Below are 17,934 nucleotides of genomic sequence, written 5' to 3'. Positions count from 1 at the left end.
ATCGCGTAAAAGTGGTATAACAAATCGAATATTGTCGCCATCTTGCGGGAGCGAATATGGAAATCATTGAACCACGCCGTCTTTATCAGCAACTTGCCGCTGAGCTGAAGACGCGCATCGAACAAGGTGTCTACCTTGTAGGGGATAAGCTGCCCGCCGAGCGCTTTATCGCCGATGAAAAAAACGTTAGCCGCACCGTGGTTCGTGAAGCCATTATCATGCTGGAAGTGGAAGGCTATGTCGAAGTCCGCAAAGGGTCGGGCATTCACGTCATCTCCAACCATCCGAAATACCAGCAGGTGGCCGATGAAAGCCTGGAGTTCGCCAACTATGGCCCCTTTGAGCTGCTGCAGGCGCGGCAGCTTATTGAAAGCAATATCGCCGAATTCGCGGCCACTCAGGTGACCAAGCAGGACATCATGAAGCTGATGGAGATTCAGGAGAAAGCGCGCAACGAGAAGTGTTTCCGCGACTCCGAATGGGATCTGCAGTTTCACGTCCAGGTGGCGCTGGCCACGCAGAATAGCGCCCTGGCGGCGATCGTGGAAAAAATGTGGACCCAGCGCGTGCATAACCCGTACTGGAAAAAGCTGCATGAGCATATCGATCTGCGCACCGTCGATAACTGGTGCGACGACCACGATCAGATCCTGAAGGCTCTGCTGCGTAAAGATCCGAACGCCGCCAAACTGGCGATGTGGCAGCATCTGGAAAATACCAAGCAAATGCTGTTTAACGAAACCAGCGACGACTTTGAATTTAATGCCGATCGCTACTTATTTGCCGAAAACCCGGTGGTTCATCTCGATACAGCGGCCAACGGCGCGAAATAAGCCTTTATCCCCCCGGCGCGCGGCCCCTGCGCGCCTGTTCCCCATGCAGGCTGGGGTAAGCAAAACATATATAGTGTCAGCCTGTGTAAATCCTCTCGCCTCCCATCGCCGCAATCAGCAAAATCAACGAGCAACACCTTGCAATTTCTCTGACGGAAAGTCAGGTGATTTGTTACAATTAGATGCATTTTGCCGTTCTGGGAGTAGGTATCGACTTACTTCAATTTTATACAGGGAAGCGTTCAGAGCGCCGAAGCAGCGACCATAATCTCATAAAAATCTTGTCGCCCTACATGCCGCGCGCTCAGACGTGCCGTTAACCGATGTACCAGGAATCGTGAATGGAACTATTAACCCAGTTATTGAATGCCTTGTGGGCTCAGGATTACGAAACGCTCGCGAATCCCTCCATGATTGGCATGCTGTATTTTGTCTTGTTTATGATTTTGTTCCTTGAGAACGGGTTATTGCCTGCCGCGTTTTTGCCGGGGGACAGCCTGCTTGTGCTCGTGGGCGTGCTGATCGCCAAAGGGGCGATGGGCTTTCCGGAAACGTTGCTGCTGCTCACCGCCGCCGCCAGCCTCGGCTGCTGGCTGAGCTACATCCAGGGGCGTTGGTTGGGCAATACGCGGATCGTGCAAAACTGGCTGTCGCATCTGCCCTCTCACTATCATCAGCGCGCGCATCACCTGTTTCATAAACATGGGCTCTCCGCGCTGCTGATCGGCCGCTTCATCGCCTTCGTGCGCACGCTGCTGCCGACCATCGCCGGGCTTTCCGGCCTCAATAACGCCCGCTTTCAGTTCTTTAACTGGATGAGCGGCCTGCTGTGGGTGCTCATCCTGACCTCGCTGGGCTATCTGCTGGGCAAAACCCCGGTATTCCTTAAGTATGAAGATCAGCTGATGTCCTGCCTGATGCTCCTGCCGGTTGCGCTGTTGGTCTTCGGACTGGTCGGCTCGCTGGTGGTGCTGTGGAAGAAAAAATACAGAAGCCGGGGCTAATGATGGTCATAAAACGCCCTTCCCTGCGCCAGCTCAGCTGGCTGCTGGGTGGCTCTCTTCTGCTCTGCGCGCTGTTCTGGCTCTGGCTGGCGGTGCAGCAGCAAGAGGCCACGCTGGCGATCCGTCCGGTTGGACAGGGCGTCAGTATGCCGGATGGTTTCTCCGTCTGGCATCACCTCGACGCCAACGGTATCCGCTTCAAGAGCATTACGCCGCAAAAGGATGGCCTGCTGATTAAGTTTGATTCCACCGCCCAGGGCGCGGCGGCGAAAGAGGTTCTCGGCCGCGCTCTGCCTCATGGTTATATTATCGCCTTGCTGGAAGACGATAACTCGCCCACCGCCTGGTTATCCCGCCTGCGCGACGCGCCGCATCGGCTCGGGTAAACGGCCGTCAGACTGCGTTTTCAACGCAGTCTGGTGGTTTCCCGCATTTGTTACTATGCTTAAACCTGCGTGAATCAACGCATTCACGTTTACCAACGGGAACGGGTTTATCCTCCGGGTATCCCCTAAGACAATGGAAGGTACTATCCATGAAACACCGCATCGCTCTGCTTCTGGCCCTGTCTTCACTTAGCGCCAGCGCCATAGCCGCCTCTCCCTGCCAGGAAAAAGAGCAGGATATTCAACGAGAGATCAGCTATGCCGAAAAGCATCACAATCAAAGTCGCATTGATGGGCTAAATACCGCGCTACGCCAGGTACGGGAGAACTGCAGCGACAGTAAACTCAAAGCCGATCATCAGCAAAAAATTGCCAAACAGCGGGAAGAGATCGCTGAACGTCAGCGCGATCTGCAGGAAGCCCGGAAGAAAGGCGATGCGGACAAAATCAACAAACGCCAGCATAAACTCAATGAAGCGCAACAGGAGTTGAAAACGCTGGAGTCTCGGGATTACTAATCACTATTAACTTTCGCAATACGGACCACGCTACAGGAGAACGACATGGCTAAAGAGAATGTGACTGACGACCTTCGTGCAGAACTGAAAACGCTGGCGGACACCCTGGAGGAAGTACTGAATTCCTCGGCGGACAAGTCGAAAGAAGAGATGGGTAAACTGCGCAGTAAAGCCGAGAGCGCGCTGAAAGAGAGCCGCGCCCGTCTGGGTGAGACCAGCGAAGCGATTCTGCGTCAAACTCGTGAGACCGCCGCGCGAGCGGATGATTATGTTCGCGAAAATCCGTGGACAGGGGTCGGGATTGGCGCCGCCGTCGGGCTGGTGCTGGGTGTCCTGCTGTCGCGTCGCTGATTATGGCGAATACTCAACACACGCAGGGGCCGGGTCAGCGCGTCTTCTCCATTGGCCAGCGTATCGTTACGCTGCTGGTCGAAATGGTGGAAACACGGCTGCGCCTGGTCGTCGTGGAGCTGGAGGAGGAGAAAGCCAACCTCTTCCAGCTGCTGATCATGACCGGACTGACGCTGCTGTTTGCCGCGTTTGGCCTCATGAGTCTGCTGGTGCTGGTTATCTGGGCCGTTGACGCTCAGTACCGCCTGCACGTCATGATCGCCACCACCGTCGTGCTGCTTCTCGCCGCCGCGATTGTCGGTATCCTTACCTTACGTAAGGCCCGACGCTCCACGCTGCTGCGCCTGACGCGAAAAGAGCTGGAGAACGACCGTGCCCTTCTGGAGGAAGATAAACCATGAATGGCCGACAGGAGCGTGAACGGCAAAAGGCGCAGCTGCTGCGCCAGATCCAGCAGCAACGGCTGGAGCTGAGCGCCTGTCGCCGCCACTGGCTGGAAGCGACGGCGCCCTTAGACCGCGGCTGGCATACGCTGCTAAGTTTACGTTCGTGGCTGATGGTGGGCAGCGGTCTGATGGCCGTGTGGTCCGTCCGACACCCGCATTTTTTAATGCGCTGGACCAAACGCGGACTGGGTTTATGGAGTACCTGGCGGCTGGTCCGCGGGATCCTGCGCCAGTCGGCAGTCCGTTAGCCGCCCGGAGCGCGGGCGCTTTTCCCGGCGCCCCGCTCTGCCACTTCCTCGCCCGATACGCAACGCCGTGCGTAAAAACTTGCCCCCTGGCCGCCATCCGCGGTCAGCCAGCCCTCTGATCCCATGCCATTCCGCCCGGCCAGGCCTTTACCAGCGCCGGTCGTGACCTATCGCGCTGAGGCATTTTTCGCCCCCTCTTACCGATTACTCAGAAACTTTGAACTAGATCTACAGTTTTCCTTGCTAACAATTCCCTCTCCGCCTCGCTACTATCCTCTCCATCGACAGCAACACCGCGTAACTACGCGGGATTGCGCTAAAAAACAAAACCGCCGCCCTTTGGGTTTTCTGGAGTAAGAAATGAAAAAATTAGAAGATGTTGGTGTACTGGTAGCGCGCATTCTGATGCCGATTCTGTTTATCACTGCAGGATGGGGCAAAATCACCGGTTATGCGGGAACCCAGCAGTATATGGAAGCCATGGGCGTACCGGGTGCGCTGCTGCCGCTGACCATTCTCCTTGAATTCGGCGGCGGACTGGCGATTCTGTTCGGTTTCCTGACCCGGACCACCGCGCTGTTCACCGCAGGCTTTACGCTGTTGACCGCGTTCCTGTTCCACAGCAACTTTGCGGAAGGCGTGAACTCCCTGATGTTCATGAAAAACCTGACCATCGCTGGCGGTTACCTGCTGCTGGCCATTACCGGACCGGGCGCCTTCAGTATCGACCGTGTACTGAATAAGAAATGGTAAGCGCACTATACTGAATGAATGAAAAAGCGAGGAGACCACTCCTCGCTTTTGCTATCTGAAGTCTGAAGGAGGAATAAAGATGGGACAATTAGTCGACGGCGTCTGGCAGGATACCTGGTATGACACAAAATCCACCGGTGGGCGTTTTAAGCGTTCCGTTTCCGCCTTCCGTAACTGGCTCACCGCCGATGGCGCGGCCGGCCCGAGTGGTGAAGGGGGATTTGCGGCGGAAAAAGATCGCTATCATCTGTACGTCTCTCTCGCCTGCCCGTGGGCGCATCGCACGTTAATTATGCGTAAGCTGAAAGGACTGGAGCCTTTTCTCCCTGTCTCCGTGGTCAATCCGCTGATGCTGGAAAACGGCTGGACTTTTGACGACAGCTTCCCGGAAGCCACCGGTGACACCCTTTATCAGCACGATTTTCTCTATCAGCTGTATCTGCACGCCGACCCGCACTACACCGGTCGCGTCACCGTCCCGGTACTATGGGATAAAAAACAGCAGACCATCGTCAGCAATGAGTCGGCAGAAATCATCCGTATGTTTAATACCGCCTTCGATGGCCTGGGCGCCAGAGCCGGGGATTACTACCCGCCGGCGCTGCGGGAAAAAATCGATGAACTGAACGGCTGGATCTATGACAACGTCAATAACGGCGTGTATAAAGCCGGCTTTGCCACCAGTCAGCAGGCTTACGACGAAGCGGTGGATGCGGTGTTTACCTCGCTGGAGCGGCTGGAGCAGATCCTCGGTCAGCATCGTTACCTGACGGGCAATCAGCTGACGGAAGCGGATATTCGCCTGTGGACGACGCTGGTACGCTTCGACCCGGTGTATGTGACCCATTTTAAATGCGACAAACGACGCATCAGCGATTATCTCAATCTCTACGGTTTCCTGCGCGACATCTACCAGATGCCGGGTATCGCGGAGACGGTGAGCTTTCCGCATATTCGTCACCACTATTACCGCAGCCATAAAACCATTAACCCTACCGGCATCATCTCCATTGGGCCGCAGCAGGATCTCAGCGAACCACACGGTCGCGACCAGCGCTTCCGTTGATCCGTCGGGCGCCAGTGATGGCGCCCAATAATTCAGAAAACAGATATTTACCCACCATTCATTCACGTCTATTCTTATTGCGATCGCTTAAAAAACAAGTGATTGACGGTTAATTGAGGCGTAGAAATGGACTGGTATCTCAAGGTATTAAAAAACTATATAGGATTTGGCGGCCGTGCGCGGCGCAAAGAGTACTGGATGTTTATTCTGGTCAACCTCATCCTGACCGGCGTATTGAGCATCATCGATAAAATGCTGGGCTGGCAGCGGGCGGGCGGCGAAGGCATTCTGACGACCATCTATGGCATACTGGTCTTTTTACCATGGTGGGCGGTGCAGTTTCGGCGTCTGCACGACACCGACCGTTCGGCATGGTGGCTGCTGCTGCTGTTGATCCCGGTCATCGGCTGGCTGGTGATCCTGATCTTTAACTGCCAGCGCGGAACGGAAGGCAACAACCGATTCGGGCCCGATCCAAAACCCTTTTCCTACTGATCTTCCTGCTCCTCCCGCTAGCGGGAGGAGTGTCCTCGACTATCTGCCGGCAAACAGCTTAGGGATCTCACGCAAGCACCAGGACTTCGCTTCGCCCATGCTGTCCCGTCGCCAGGCCATGATAATGTCAATTTCATTGGTATATTCCGGACTGACCACCCGCAAGCGTCCTTCAGCAATATCCTTCTCCACCAGCGGATAGGGCATGGTCGCCACGCCTAATCCGGCCAGCAGCGCCTGGCGCTTATCTTCAATGGTGCTCACCGTTAAGCGCGGCTGTTTATCCAGCAGCTGAACGGTGAGAACGGGCCGCTCGCGCGCGGTATCCGCCACCGCGACGCCACGGTATTTCACGCGGGTGACCTCAGAGAGCGGTTCAGGCTCCTGGTGGATCGGGTGGTCCGGCGCCGCGACGTACACGCTGAGCACCGAATAGAGTTTGCGCGAGTTAATCTCCGAGGAAGAACGAAAATGCATATCCGGCGCGACAACGATATCCGCCCGCCCCTGCTCCAGCCGCTCCCAGGCGCCGGCCAGCACCTCGGTGATAATCGACAGCTGGGTATTGGACTTGGTCGCCAGTTTCTCAATCAGCGGAAACAGATCCGGCGTGGGCACCAGCGCTTCGGTGACGATCGTCAGGTGAGTTTCCCAGCCGCGAGACAGGGCTTCGGCATCGGTGGTGAGCTTGTCCGCCGCCTCGAGCAGCACGCGACCGCGCTCCAGCAGCATACGCCCGACGTTGGTGAACTTTGTGCGATGACCTGAGCGGTCAAACAGCACCACGTCCAGCTCTTCCTCCAGTTTTTGCATGGTGTAGCTCAGGGCGGAAGGCACGCGTCCCAGCTCATCAGCCGCGGCAGCGAAGCTCCCGCGACGGTCGATCGCATCCATCACGCGTAACGCTTCCAGCGTTAATGCTCTCTCTTTAGCCATCGCTTTCTCATTCAGGAAATTTGAACATACCGCGCAGAATATCTGGCTAACAATACAGCGTCCATACCTTTACCATTGATTTAGTGTAAAGAGAGGTCAAGAACATGATTACTACCCGAACAGCCAAACAATGCGGACAAGCAGACTTCGGCTGGCTGCAGGCCCGCTACACCTTCTCCTTTGGCCACTACTTCGACCCAAAATTACTGGGCTTCGCGTCTTTACGCGTTCTCAATCAGGAAGTGCTGGCCCCCGGGGCCTCGTTCCAGGCCAGAACGTATCCCAAGGTCGATATCCTGAACCTGATTCTGGAAGGCGAAGCGGAGTATCGCGACAGCGACGGCAATCACCTGCAGGCCAGGGCCGGCGACGCGTTGATTATCGCCACTCAGCCTGGCGTGAGCTATAGCGAGCACAATCTGAGCAAAGAGCAGTCGTTAACGCGGATGCAGCTATGGCTCGATGCCTGCCCGCAGCGGGAAAACCCGCTGCAGCAGAAAATCGAGGTCGCCAACGCGCCGCTACAGCTGCTGGCCTCACCGGATGGGGGGAATAATAGCCTCCAGCTTCGCCAGCAGGCCTGGGTCTATCATATCGCGCTGGAAAAAGGTGAGCAGATCAACGTGCAATTGCATGGTCCGCGCGCCTACCTGCAGTCGATCCACGGCACCGTCCATGCCGTCGCGCAGGAACAACCCAAACAGGCTCTCACCTGTGGTGATGGGGCATTTATTCGTGACGAAGCTAACATTACCCTCGTCGCCGATACGCCGCTGCGCGCATTGCTGATAGATTTACCGGTGTAACAACGGAAGGGATGGAGTCTGTCAGTGAGTAAGAAGAAAAACAGAAAAAAGGCGTCTCCGACGCCGCTTGCCCCGACGCCGCCGGAAACCGTCGGCGTCGTCAGCTTTGGTTATGATGAGATGCTTAGCGAACTGGAAGCCATCGTCGCCGAGGCGGAGATTCGCCTGCGGGATGAAGAAAGTCTCGCCTGAAGCTGCAGCATGGATTATTCGGCTATCGTTGGTGGCCTGCCGCTAATACCGGCCCCGAAAGGGGCTGATGGCATTATTCACTCAGCGCGTCGGCAAGATCTTTTTTCACCTGGGTGCGCTGCTCCGGCGTCAGTACCTGATTCACATCAAAATAGTACTTCACGCGATAATAACGTACCTGTTGATCAATTTTACTGAATGCCGCCAGCTGATCCTTCACCGCTTTCTCATTCCATTTACCGGAATCAATCACGTTAATCAGCGCGCCATCTTTAATGTCTTGCTGTGAAATCTGCTCAACGTTTTTTTCCATTTGCTGATGCAGACTGTTAATTTTGCTCACCTGATCGGAAGTCAGTTTTAAGTGCTGAACGATAGGGTCCTTAGCGGGAGCTGGCGCAGTCACTTCCGCGGCCTGCGCCGCCAGCGAAAAACCTGCAACGGCGGCGGTCAATAATATAGCTCGTGATACTTTTGTCATTTTATTATCCTGTATAAGTGCGTCATGATAAGACGCACTATTATTCCCTGAACAATAATGGCGATGTGTAAAAAAGCATGAACATAATTGTAAAAGGGGTTGAATACATTCATAGATCAAATGATCTATAAGCTAAACATCCACATTGTTTATTTTTTTAGGTCCGATAACGACGAGGAGGTTAAATTAATATCCATCCGTTGCGCGGCGAGGGTGATCTGATGTTCATCGAGCGCTTCTTTAATCGCTTCAAGAAAATCAAAATAAGTCTCCCAATATTCGCTATTTTTCACCCAGACACGAACAGTGAAGTTAAGTGTGCCCGGCATCATTTCAAGCAGACGAACCGTAGTACCACGAGATTGATCGATTCGCTTTTCACTATCAATGATAGCCTGAATGACCTGCTTAACCTGCACAATTTTAGTCTCGCTGGCCACGCCGAGGGTCAGATCGATTCGCCGAAAAGGATGGCAGGAATAATTCACAATACTGTCGGCGATGACTTTACCATTTGGAATAATAACTTCTTTATTATCAACGGTTAGTAGTGTAGTTGAAAAAACATGTACGGACTGCACCATACCAGAAATCGCGCCGACCTGTACAAAATTGCCGGCCCGAAAAGGACGTAAAGTGACTAACAGAACACCAGCGGCAAAGTTAGAAAGCGAACCTTGCAGCGCCAGACCAATTGCCAGCCCTGCCGCGCCAATAACCGCGATGATGGACGACGTCTCAATCCCTACCCGACCTAATGCGGCGATTATCGCAAAAGCCATCGTAATATAACGAACGAGCGCAGCAAAGAAATGAACGATTGTCGCATCGACGTTGCGTCGTAAGAGAATTTTCTCGAAGGCTTTAGCGAGGACTTTTGCAAGCATTCGCCCGACAAAAAGAATAATCAGCGCTGCCACGATATTCCAGGCAAACTGCATAATTGTTTCACCATGACCGATAAGCCAGGCTATTGCCGATTTGAGCTGCGGGAATAATACTACATTTTTCACGTCTATCACTCCTGTCTGGATAACCTATAAACCTGCTATCCATTAAGCTGAATGATGACCGCTGCAAATCAGGGAATAGAGACTAACGGATAGACAATAAAACATCGTAGCGTGACAGTATTAACGAATCCGGTGTTTAAAGCAGCCAAAAAACTGTTTAAAAGTGGATATTCTGCAAACCTGATTTACAACCGACTGAAATTAAAAATAAACACCTTCGTCGAGAGGTTTTATAGAGATAGTTGCAACTGACCGATAAGCCGCTTTCTTTGGGTATAGCGTCGTGGACAGTCATTCATCCGCGTCACGGATTCAGATAGCAAAAACCCCGCCGGAGCGGGGTTTTGACATAAAGAGGTGAAACTGACCGATAAGCCGGGTTCTGTCGTGGACAGTCATTCATCTAGGCCAGCAATCGCTCACTGGCTCAAGCAGCCTACCCGGGTTCAGTACGGGCCGTACCTTATGAACCCCTATTTGGCCTTGCTCCGGGTGGAGTTTACCGTGCCGCGGACTGTTACCAGCCGCGCGGTGCGCTCTTACCGCACCCTTTCACCCTTACCTGATCCCGCTTGCGCGGGCCATCGGCGGTTTGCTCTCTGTTGCACTGGTCGTGGGCTGTGACACCCCCCAGGCGTTACCTGGCACCTTGCCCTATGGAGCCCGGACTTTCCTCCCCTCCGCCCGTCTCCCCCCGAAAGAGGACGACGACGAAGCGGCGACTGTCTGGTCAGCTTCGGCGCGCAGTATAGTGGGTTTACCGCCCGTTGTCATCCCTCTGTCGTCATCCCGCCCTGCAGGGCGGCAGCGCTATTGCGCGACGCACGAGAAATATTGTCCAACGCGCGCGAAACGCCGCTTCCTGCGTCGCAACCGAGGTAAACACGCGGAAGACGACGCCGATACCGCGTCCAGGCTCGCCCCGCCGTGGCAGTCTGATGCTGTTGCGCCAGGCATAACCACCGGGCCGCGCAGAGCTCTTCTTGTTAGCGAGTCACTTCCACTTTCGCCAGCTTTTCGTAGTAACAAGCCAGCGCGCTATGGTCAGCGGTGCCCAGACCGTCCGCACGCAGCGCCTGCATCATCTCCATTACCGCCGCCGTCAGCGGCAGCTGAGCGCCCACGCCGTGGGAGGTATCCAGCGCATTGGCCAGATCTTTAATATGCAGATCGATCCGGAAGCCCGGCTTGAAGTTACGATCCATCACCATCGGCGCTTTGGCATCCAGCACGGTACTCCCCGCCAGACCACCGCGGATCGCCTGATAAACCAGATCCGGATTGACGCCGGCTTTGGTGGCCAGAGTCAGCGCTTCGGACATGGCCGCGATGTTCAGGGCGACAATCACCTGATTGGCCAGTTTGGTCACATTGCCCGCGCCGATGTCGCCGGTATGCACCACGGAGCCGGCCATCGCTTTCATCAGCTCGTAATATTTGTCGAAGATCGCCTTGTCGCCGCCGACCATTACCGACAGGGTGCCGTCGATCGCTTTTGGTTCGCCGCCGCTTACTGGCGCGTCCAGCATATCAATGCCTTTAGCCTTCAGCGCTTCGCTGATTTCCCGGCTGGCCAGCGGTGCAATAGAGCTCATGTCGATCACCACGGTGCCCGGTTTCGCGCCTTCAATAATGCCGTTCTCCCCCAGCGCCACCTCTTTGACATGCGGCGAGTTCGGCAGCATGGTGATGATCACGTCGCACTGCTCGGCAATCGCCTTCGGCGTGGTCGCGGTCTCTGCGCCCGCGGCAATCACGTCGGCAATCGCTTCCGGGTTACGGTCAGACACCACCAGCGAGTAACCCGCCTTCAGCAAATTTTTGCTCATCGGCTTGCCCATAATGCCAAGACCGATAAAACCCACTTTGATTGTCATATTGTTCTCTCTCTTCATCCTGGTGACTATTTTTTAAAGGCATCAGCAAGTTTCTGGGTTGCGGAACGGAAGACGCCCAGATCGCTGCCGACGGCGACAAAAGAGGCGCCCCACTCCAGGTAGCGCCGCGCATCGGCCTCCACCGGCGCCAGAATGCCGCTTGGCTTACCGTGCTTCTTCGCGCTGGCGAAGATATGCTGGATGGCGCGCTGCACCTCAGGATGGGCGGCATTGCCCAGATGACCTAGCGCGGCGGCCAGGTCGCTCGGGCCGACGAACAGGCCGTCGACACCTTCGATCGCGGCAATCGCCTCGACGTTGTCCACCCCGATCTGGCTCTCAATCTGTACCAGAACAGAAATGTTCTTATTGGACTGGGCGAAGTAGTCCGGCACGGTGCCGAACATATTGCCGCGATGGGAAACGGAAACCCCACGGATCCCTTCCGGCGGATAGCGGGTAGAAGCCACCGCCTGCGCCGCCTGTTCAGCCGTCTCGACAAACGGCACCAGGAAGTTATAGAAGCCGATATCCAGCATGCGCTTAATAATGATGGGCTCGTTGGTCGGCACGCGAACCACCTGAGCGCTGGAACTGCCTTTCAGCGCCATAAGCTGCGGGATAAGCGTGGTGACGTCGTTCGGCGCGTGTTCCGCGTCCAGTACCAGCCAGTCGAAACCCGCCAGACCCAACACCTCGGTGCTAATCGGATTGGCCAGCGCGCACCAGCAGCCAATCTGCACCTGATGAGCCGCCAGCGCGGCCTTAAATTTGTTCGGGAAAATTGCGTTATCCATGATTTTTACCTTGCGTTAACCGTTGCTAACTTCTGCAATTCATTCGTTATATCACCAGCCCGGCGAGAGAGCCCCATTAGGCTGGAAAAGTGTATCGCCTGACCCCAAATATTATCCGCAGAGTAAACCGGCGAATGGGTGTCCTTTTTTATTCCCTGACCTTGAGTCCGGAAAATGTAAGCCCATCGCAAATTAACCATTTTTTATTATTCATTAGGTCACGGCTAAATTATTAACCCGCGATTCAAAGGCCAACCATGCAGATATCGGACGTCACAAAAACACGACTCAGTATAGTCAGCGCCAACTCGCCAGACACTATGCATAAACACAATATAAATACATTTTTAAAAGCTTAAGTTGGGCAATCGCCTTAAGCCATGGGCGCTAATCCACACTTCTTACGATTGCCCGCCCACCGCACGCGTTCATGGCGATAAGGAGTGATTTAGATCACATCTTCATGCCGACACACCTGACATTCTTTATTTCATTATTCTGCTCTACCGCGCCAGAATGACCATTTAATTATATTTTTAGTACCTGTTTGGAGATAACTGGACAATGGCCGATATTTCAATTCGACAACCATCGCCGACCGCGTTTTATATAAAAGTTGACCCAACAGATAATGTGGCGATTATTGTCAACGATCGGGGATTGACCGCCGGAACGCGTTTCCCGGACGGCCTGACGCTCATCGAGCACATCCCACAGGGGCATAAAGTCGCCCTGGCGGATATCCCTGCCCGCGGTGAAATTATCCGTTACGGAGAAGTGATTGGCTTCGCGGTGCGCGACATCCCCCAGGGAAGCTGGATTGACGAGTCGTTAGTGGAGTTGCCTACCGCCCCGCCGTTGGACACCCTGCCGCTGGCCACCAAAGTGCCCGCCCCGCTACCGCCGCTGGAAGGCTACACCTTCGAAGGCTACCGCAATGCCGACGGCAGCGTGGGCACCAAAAATCTGCTGGGTATCACCACCAGCGTGCACTGCGTTGCGGGCGTGGTCGATTACGTGGTGAAACTCATTGAACGCGACCTGCTGCCGAACTATCCCAACGTCGACGGCGTGGTGGGTCTGAATCACCTCTATGGCTGCGGCGTAGCGATTAATGCGCCAGCGGCGGTGGTGCCGATTCGCACCATCCACAATATCGCCCTTAACCCGAACTTCGGCGGCGAAGTGATGGTCATTGGCCTTGGCTGTGAAAAGCTGCAGCCCGAACGCCTGCTGCAGGGGACCGAAGATGTCAAAAGCATCCCGGTGGACAGCGCCAGCATCGTCAGCCTGCAGGATGAAAAGCACGTGGGCTTTAAATCGATGGTCGATGACATTCTGCAGGTCGCCGAGCGCCATCTGACGAAACTCAACCAGCGTCAGCGGGAAACCTGCCCGGCCTCTGAGCTGGTGGTGGGTATGCAGTGCGGCGGCAGCGACGCTTTCTCCGGCGTGACCGCCAACCCGGCGGTGGGTTACGCCTCCGATCTGCTGGTGCGCTGCGGCGCGACGGTGATGTTCTCAGAGGTGACCGAAGTCCGCGACGCTATCCATCTGCTGACCCCGCGGGCGATCAACGAAGAGGTGGGTCAACGCCTGCTGGAAGAGATGGCCTGGTACGATAACTATCTCGACATGGGCAAAACCGACCGCAGCGCCAACCCCTCCCCCGGCAACAAGAAAGGCGGCCTGGCCAACGTGGTGGAAAAAGCGCTGGGGTCGATTGCCAAATCAGGCAAAAGCGCCATCGTTGAGGTGCTTTCCCCTGGGCAGCGCCCGACCAAACGCGGCCTGATTTACGCTGCCCCCCCCGCCAGCGATTTTGTCTGCGGCACCCAGCAGGTGGCCTCTGGCATCACGGTGCAGGTATTCACCACCGGCCGCGGCACGCCTTACGGACTGATGGCGGTACCGGTGATAAAAATGGCGACCCGTACCGAGCTGGCTAACCGCTGGTATGACTTAATGGACATTAACGCCGGCACCATCGCCACCGGCGAAGAGACGATTGAGGATGTGGGGCTGAAGCTGTTCGAATTCATTCTCGACGTGGCCAGCGGACGCAAGAAAACCTTCTCCGATCAATGGGGTCTGCATAACCAGCTGGCGGTGTTTAACCCGGCGCCGGTGACCTGATCGAGAGCGTAAGGGTTTAACCACGTTAAGCCCGGATTTATCCGGGCTGGTTGGTTAGGGGTGCTGTGCGGCAAGGAAGGCGGGCTGCACTTTTCTTCCGACATTTCTTCCGACATTTCTTCCGACATGTCGGATGACGCTCAAGCCACCCTTCACAATCTTAAGGGCGGCTTGCCAGGCTTTCACTGGTTTTACAGGATCACTCCCCCTGCTGCTCCAGGGCATACTTATACAGCGCATTCTTCTTCACACCGTGGATCTCCGCAGCCAGCGCAGCGGCTTTCTTCAGCGGCAGCTCCGCCTGCAGCAGCGCCAGGGTACGCAGCGCCGCCGCCGGCAGCGCCTCTTCCTGCGCCTTAAAGCCTTCGACGATCAGCACCATCTCGCCTTTGCGACGGTTTTCGTCTTCCCTGACCCACGCCACCAGCTCGCCAATCGGCGCCCCGTGGATCGATTCCCAGGTTTTGGTTAGCTCGCGGGCCAGCACCACGTAGCGGGATTCTCCCAGTACCGCACAGATATCTTCCAGACTCTCCACCAGCCGGTGGGTCGACTCGTAGAAGATGAGGGTGCGCGGCTCTTCTTCCAGCGCTTTCAGGGTATCGCGACGGCCTTTCGATTTCGCCGGCAGGAAGCCTTCATAGCAGAAACGATCGGAGGGCAAACCGGCGGCGCTGAGGGCGGCGATGGCCGCGCAGGGTCCCGGCAGCGGTACGACGCGAATATTCGCTTCACGACAGGTGCGCACCAGATGGTAGCCTGGGTCGTTAATCAGCGGCGTGCCGGCATCGGAGACCAGCGCGATGTTTTGCCCTTCTTTCAGTTTAGCGAGAAGTGTTTCCGCCTTTTGCTGCTCGTTATGGTCATGAAGCGCAAACAAGCGGGCGTTAATCGCAAAATGCTGCAGCAGCAAACCGGTGTGGCGGGTATCCTCCGCGGCAATTAAATCAACGGCTTGCAACACTTCCAGTGCGCGCTGCGTGATATCAGACAGATTTCCTATCGGAGTGGGCACAATATAGAGCTGCCCCTGAGAATTATCCGCTGATTCGTGTTGTTTCATTGTCTCGTCCGTATTGCCGATTTAATATTGAGCATTGAGCCAAAAAAATATCACTGGACACTTATGGTACCGTCAACATTTCTTCGTTCTAAGCCCGCGCGCTGTCTGCCCGTATTGCTGGCTACTCTTCTTTTTGCTGGCTGCGGCACCCACACGCAGGATCAAAGTACGGCGTTTATGCAGGGTACGTCGCAGGCCAACTCCAGTTTCTACTTGCAGCAGATGCAGCAAAGCACGAATGATAGCAAGACCAACTGGCAATTACTCGCCATTCGTGCACTGCTGCAGGAAGGAAAGAAGCAGCAGGCCATCGACCTGTTTAACCAGCTGCCGTCGAACCTGGACAGCACCCAGGCCCGTGAACAGTCACTGCTGGCGATAGAAGTGAAGCTGGCGCAGAACGACTATCAGGGGGCCCGTACGCTGTTGGCTAAGCTTGACCCGGCAAGCCTGGAGCAGCCTCAGCAGGCGCGCTACTGGCAGGCGCAAATCGATGCCAGCCAGGGTAAACCATCGGTTACGCTGCTGCGCGCCTTAATCGCCCAGCAGCCGCTGCTGAGCGATGCCAAACAGCGCCAGCAAAATATTGACGCGACCTGGCAAGCGCTGACCGCGATGACCCAGGATCAGGCCAATGCGCTGGTGATCAATGCCGATGAAAATACCCTCCAGGGCTGGCTGGATCTGCAGCGGATGTGGTTTGACAACCGCAACGATCCCACGCTGCTGAAAGCCGGCGTCAAAGACTGGCAGACGCGCTACCCGCAAAACCCGGGCGCCAAAATGCTGCCGACGGCGCTGGTGAACATGCAAAACTATAAGCCCGCCTCCATCAACAAGATTGCGCTTTTCCTGCCGCTGAACGGCCAGGCGTCGATCTTCGGCCGTACCATCCAGCAGGGCTTCGAAGCCGCCAAAAACGGCGCGCCGTCGGTGACGGGCAGCGCGGTTCCCGCTCAGGTCGCCCAGGCGGCGAACGCGTCCGGTAATGATGACGTGGTAAGCCCGTCGCAGGCGGAAATTACCGATCTTACGGCTACCGGAAGTCGCGCTGAACCGGTGCAGGCCCCGGCGCAAACCCAGGCAACGCCAGCCGCGGAGCCGGCCGCTCAGGCCCCGGCAGCGGTCGCCGCGCCGCAGACCACCACCTCTCCGGCCACCCAGCCGGTCACTGCCCCGGCCGCACAGCCGCAGCCAGTGGTCGCCACCGCCGCCAACCCCTCGGCAGAACTGAAAATTTACGATACCACCAGCCAGCCGATCGGCCAGCTGCTTGCTCAGGCTCAGCAGGACGGCGCCACCCTCGTCGTCGGACCGCTGCTGAAAGAGAACGTCGAAGATGTTATCAAGAGCAATACGCCGCTCAACGTGCTGGCGCTCAACCAGCCGGAGAAGGTCGAAGGCCGCGCTAATATCTGCTATTTCGCGCTGTCGCCGGAAGACGAAGCGCGTGACGCCGCCCGACATATCCATCAACAGGGCAAACAGACGCCGTTGCTGCTGGTTCCGCGCGGCGCGCTGGGCGATCGTGTGGTCAACGCGTTTGCCGACGAATGGCTGAAGCTGGGCGGCGCCAGCGTCCTGCAGCAGCGTTTTGGCTCCACGGCGGAACTGCGCGCCGGCGTTAACGGCGGAGGAGGCATTGCGCTGAGCGGCACCCCGGTCTCCACCCTGCCATCAGCGCAGAACAGCGTCCTCGGCAGTGCGGATGAGATGCCGGTTAGCAGCGGCGGCAGCGTCGACGCAGCCTACATCCTCGCCACCCCGGAACAGATTGGCTATATCAAACCCATGATCGCGATGCGCAACGGCAGCCAGAGCAATGTCACCCTGTACGCCAGCTCGCGCAGCGCACAGGGCACCGCCGGTCCGGATTTCCGTCTGGAGATGGAAGGCCTGCAGTATAGCGAAATCCCGATGCTGGCTGGCAGCAACCCGGCGCTGATGCAGCAGGCGCTGTCTGCGGTGCGCAATGACTACTCGCTGGCGCGTCTGTATGCGATGGGCGCTGACGCCTGGTCGCTGGCAAACCACTTCACGCAAATGCGCCAGACGCCGGGCTTCGAACTGAACGGGAATACCGGCGATCTGACGGCGACTCAGGACTGCGTGATTAACAGGAAACTGTCATGGCTCAAGTACCAGCAGGGACAAATCGTCCCGGCCAGCTAAGCAAACAGACCGGCGATGCATGGGAAAACCGTGCTCGCCGCTGGCTGGAAGGCCAGGGCCTGCGTTTTATCGCCGCCAACGCCCGCGAGCGTGGCGGCGAAATTGACCTCATCATGCGCGACGGCGCCGTCACCGTCTTTGTCGAGGTGCGCTACCGCCGCAGCGCCCTGTACGGTGACGCGGCGGCCAGCGTCACCCCGCAAAAACAGCAACGCCTCCTTAAAGCCGCCCGTTTGTGGCTCTGCCGACAGAATGGGAGCTTTGAGACTGTGGATTGCCGTTTCGATGTGGTAGCCTTCACCGGCAACGACATCCAATGGCTAAAAAACGCCTTTGGCGAATAGCGTAATACCAGAAGTAA

21 protein-coding genes and 1 other RNA gene are annotated in these 17,934 nt (G+C 56.3%); 15 read left to right on the top strand and 7 right to left on the bottom strand.

The window, feature by feature from the left end:
• Positions 1 to 56 precede the first annotated feature (56 nt).
• From exuR to LGM20_RS02965, 10 genes are all read left to right on the top strand, one after another.
• A complete protein-coding gene (gene exuR / locus LGM20_RS03010; protein WP_004206120.1) occupies positions 57 to 833 on the top strand; it encodes a transcriptional regulator ExuR in 777 nt (258 codons plus the stop codon).
• Between the two features lie 341 nt (positions 834 to 1,174).
• Positions 1,175 to 1,837 (top strand): DedA family general envelope maintenance protein YqjA, encoded by a 663-nt coding sequence (gene yqjA, locus LGM20_RS03005; RefSeq protein WP_023291090.1) that lies wholly within the window; start codon positions 1,175 to 1,177, stop codon positions 1,835 to 1,837.
• 8 nt (positions 1,838 to 1,845) lie between these two features.
• On the top strand, positions 1,846 to 2,223 hold the full coding sequence (mzrA, locus tag LGM20_RS03000; protein ID WP_072096611.1) for an EnvZ/OmpR regulon moderator MzrA: 378 nt from the start codon (positions 1,846 to 1,848) through the stop codon (positions 2,221 to 2,223).
• A gap of 149 nt (positions 2,224 to 2,372) precedes the next feature.
• Entirely contained in the window at positions 2,373 to 2,741 is a 369-nt protein-coding gene (locus tag LGM20_RS02995) for a DUF1090 domain-containing protein (RefSeq protein ID WP_004206124.1), read from the top strand.
• Positions 2,742 to 2,786: 45 nt separating this feature from the next.
• A complete protein-coding gene (locus LGM20_RS02990; protein WP_002917916.1) occupies positions 2,787 to 3,092 on the top strand; it encodes an ElaB/YgaM/YqjD family protein in 306 nt (101 codons plus the stop codon).
• A gap of 2 nt (positions 3,093 to 3,094) precedes the next feature.
• Positions 3,095 to 3,493, top strand: a complete 399-nt coding sequence (locus LGM20_RS02985) for a phage holin family protein (protein WP_004206125.1) — start codon at positions 3,095 to 3,097, stop codon at positions 3,491 to 3,493.
• Positions 3,490 to 3,786, top strand: a complete 297-nt coding sequence (locus tag LGM20_RS02980; protein ID WP_023291094.1) for a YqjK-like family protein — start codon at positions 3,490 to 3,492, stop codon at positions 3,784 to 3,786. The genes LGM20_RS02985 and LGM20_RS02980 overlap by 4 nt, the downstream gene beginning before the upstream one ends.
• Before the next feature lie 360 nt (positions 3,787 to 4,146).
• Positions 4,147 to 4,539 carry a DoxX family protein gene (locus LGM20_RS02975; protein WP_002917920.1) on the top strand — a complete coding sequence of 131 codons (393 nt, stop codon included), beginning with the start codon at positions 4,147 to 4,149 and terminating at the stop codon, positions 4,537 to 4,539.
• Positions 4,540 to 4,618: 79 nt separating this feature from the next.
• Positions 4,619 to 5,605 carry a glutathione S-transferase family protein gene (locus LGM20_RS02970; protein WP_023291095.1) on the top strand — a complete coding sequence of 329 codons (987 nt, stop codon included), beginning with the start codon at positions 4,619 to 4,621 and terminating at the stop codon, positions 5,603 to 5,605.
• Positions 5,606 to 5,731: 126 nt separating this feature from the next.
• Complete coding sequence (locus LGM20_RS02965) at positions 5,732 to 6,100, top strand: DUF805 domain-containing protein (RefSeq protein ID WP_017900662.1); 369 nt, start codon at positions 5,732 to 5,734, stop codon at positions 6,098 to 6,100.
• A 39-nt stretch (positions 6,101 to 6,139) separates the two neighbouring features.
• Here LGM20_RS02965 and LGM20_RS02960 read toward each other — a convergent pair whose 3' ends face one another.
• Entirely contained in the window at positions 6,140 to 7,036 is an 897-nt protein-coding gene (locus tag LGM20_RS02960) for a LysR family transcriptional regulator (RefSeq protein ID WP_004144865.1), read from the bottom strand.
• Positions 7,037 to 7,140: 104 nt separating this feature from the next.
• Here LGM20_RS02960 and LGM20_RS02955 point away from each other — a divergent pair, with 104 nt between their 5' ends.
• A complete protein-coding gene (locus LGM20_RS02955) occupies positions 7,141 to 7,842 on the top strand; it encodes a pirin family protein (protein ID WP_023291096.1) in 702 nt (233 codons plus the stop codon).
• 24 nt (positions 7,843 to 7,866) lie between these two features.
• Positions 7,867 to 8,034 carry a hypothetical protein gene (locus tag LGM20_RS02950; protein ID WP_004206134.1) on the top strand — a complete coding sequence of 56 codons (168 nt, stop codon included), beginning with the start codon at positions 7,867 to 7,869 and terminating at the stop codon, positions 8,032 to 8,034.
• Positions 8,035 to 8,107: 73 nt separating this feature from the next.
• Here LGM20_RS02950 and LGM20_RS02945 read toward each other — a convergent pair whose 3' ends face one another.
• From LGM20_RS02945 to garL, 5 genes are all read right to left on the bottom strand, one after another.
• A complete protein-coding gene (locus tag LGM20_RS02945) occupies positions 8,108 to 8,515 on the bottom strand; it encodes a Spy/CpxP family protein refolding chaperone (protein WP_032454162.1) in 408 nt (135 codons plus the stop codon).
• 149 nt (positions 8,516 to 8,664) lie between these two features.
• Positions 8,665 to 9,528 (bottom strand): mechanosensitive ion channel domain-containing protein, encoded by an 864-nt coding sequence (locus tag LGM20_RS02940; RefSeq protein ID WP_023291098.1) that lies wholly within the window; start codon positions 9,526 to 9,528, stop codon positions 8,665 to 8,667.
• A 355-nt stretch (positions 9,529 to 9,883) separates the two neighbouring features.
• Positions 9,884 to 10,266, bottom strand: an RNA gene (gene rnpB, locus LGM20_RS02935) — RNase P RNA component class A.
• 248 nt (positions 10,267 to 10,514) lie between these two features.
• The gene (garR, locus tag LGM20_RS02930; RefSeq protein WP_032454164.1) at positions 10,515 to 11,405 is read right to left on the bottom strand and encodes a 2-hydroxy-3-oxopropionate reductase; all 891 of its coding nucleotides are present in this window, start codon (positions 11,403 to 11,405) and stop codon (positions 10,515 to 10,517) included.
• Between the two features lie 26 nt (positions 11,406 to 11,431).
• Positions 11,432 to 12,202, bottom strand: a complete 771-nt coding sequence (gene garL / locus LGM20_RS02925; RefSeq protein ID WP_044524826.1) for a 2-dehydro-3-deoxyglucarate aldolase — start codon at positions 12,200 to 12,202, stop codon at positions 11,432 to 11,434.
• A 564-nt stretch (positions 12,203 to 12,766) separates the two neighbouring features.
• On the opposite strand from garL, the gene garD reads away from it, so the two are divergent.
• Positions 12,767 to 14,338 (top strand): galactarate dehydratase, encoded by a 1,572-nt coding sequence (garD, locus tag LGM20_RS02920; protein WP_044524828.1) that lies wholly within the window; start codon positions 12,767 to 12,769, stop codon positions 14,336 to 14,338.
• 199 nt (positions 14,339 to 14,537) lie between these two features.
• Here garD and rsmI read toward each other — a convergent pair whose 3' ends face one another.
• Entirely contained in the window at positions 14,538 to 15,401 is an 864-nt protein-coding gene (rsmI, locus tag LGM20_RS02915) for a 16S rRNA (cytidine(1402)-2'-O)-methyltransferase (protein ID WP_023291102.1), read from the bottom strand.
• 63 nt (positions 15,402 to 15,464) lie between these two features.
• Between rsmI and LGM20_RS02910 the strand changes: the two genes are divergently transcribed.
• Positions 15,465 to 17,573: a penicillin-binding protein activator gene (locus LGM20_RS02910; protein WP_044524829.1), complete on the top strand. Its 2,109-nt coding sequence runs from the start codon at positions 15,465 to 15,467 to the stop codon at positions 17,571 to 17,573.
• Complete coding sequence (locus LGM20_RS02905; RefSeq protein WP_044524830.1) at positions 17,531 to 17,917, top strand: YraN family protein; 387 nt, start codon at positions 17,531 to 17,533, stop codon at positions 17,915 to 17,917. Before LGM20_RS02910 ends, LGM20_RS02905 begins: the two co-directional genes overlap by 43 nt.
• Positions 17,918 to 17,934: the final 17 nt, after the last annotated feature.

This window comes from Klebsiella quasipneumoniae subsp. quasipneumoniae (assembly GCF_020525925.1).
In the GTDB taxonomy this organism is placed as follows: Bacteria; Pseudomonadota; Gammaproteobacteria; order Enterobacterales; family Enterobacteriaceae; genus Klebsiella; species Klebsiella quasipneumoniae.
This window is presented reverse-complemented; position numbering and strand designations above follow the sequence as displayed.

Coding starts and splice junctions, on each gene's coding strand:
- LGM20_RS02955 (WP_023291096.1), top strand. CDS start 7,141: ATGATTACTACCCGAACAGCCAAACAATGCGGACAAGCAGACTTCGGC.
- LGM20_RS02975 (WP_002917920.1), top strand. CDS start 4,147: ATGAAAAAATTAGAAGATGTTGGTGTACTGGTAGCGCGCATTCTGATG.
- LGM20_RS02970 (WP_023291095.1), top strand. CDS start 4,619: ATGGGACAATTAGTCGACGGCGTCTGGCAGGATACCTGGTATGACACA.
- LGM20_RS02905 (WP_044524830.1), top strand. CDS start 17,531: ATGGCTCAAGTACCAGCAGGGACAAATCGTCCCGGCCAGCTAAGCAAA.
- exuR (WP_004206120.1), top strand. CDS start 57: ATGGAAATCATTGAACCACGCCGTCTTTATCAGCAACTTGCCGCTGAG.
- LGM20_RS02960 (WP_004144865.1), bottom strand. CDS start 7,036: ATGGCTAAAGAGAGAGCATTAACGCTGGAAGCGTTACGCGTGATGGAT.
- LGM20_RS02980 (WP_023291094.1), top strand. CDS start 3,490: ATGAATGGCCGACAGGAGCGTGAACGGCAAAAGGCGCAGCTGCTGCGC.
- LGM20_RS02965 (WP_017900662.1), top strand. CDS start 5,732: ATGGACTGGTATCTCAAGGTATTAAAAAACTATATAGGATTTGGCGGC.
- LGM20_RS02995 (WP_004206124.1), top strand. CDS start 2,373: ATGAAACACCGCATCGCTCTGCTTCTGGCCCTGTCTTCACTTAGCGCC.
- yqjA (WP_023291090.1), top strand. CDS start 1,175: ATGGAACTATTAACCCAGTTATTGAATGCCTTGTGGGCTCAGGATTAC.
- garL (WP_044524826.1), bottom strand. CDS start 12,202: ATGGATAACGCAATTTTCCCGAACAAATTTAAGGCCGCGCTGGCGGCT.
- LGM20_RS02910 (WP_044524829.1), top strand. CDS start 15,465: ATGGTACCGTCAACATTTCTTCGTTCTAAGCCCGCGCGCTGTCTGCCC.
- garR (WP_032454164.1), bottom strand. CDS start 11,405: ATGACAATCAAAGTGGGTTTTATCGGTCTTGGCATTATGGGCAAGCCG.
- LGM20_RS02945 (WP_032454162.1), bottom strand. CDS start 8,515: ATGACAAAAGTATCACGAGCTATATTATTGACCGCCGCCGTTGCAGGT.
- LGM20_RS02985 (WP_004206125.1), top strand. CDS start 3,095: ATGGCGAATACTCAACACACGCAGGGGCCGGGTCAGCGCGTCTTCTCC.
- garD (WP_044524828.1), top strand. CDS start 12,767: ATGGCCGATATTTCAATTCGACAACCATCGCCGACCGCGTTTTATATA.
- LGM20_RS02990 (WP_002917916.1), top strand. CDS start 2,787: ATGGCTAAAGAGAATGTGACTGACGACCTTCGTGCAGAACTGAAAACG.
- rsmI (WP_023291102.1), bottom strand. CDS start 15,401: ATGAAACAACACGAATCAGCGGATAATTCTCAGGGGCAGCTCTATATT.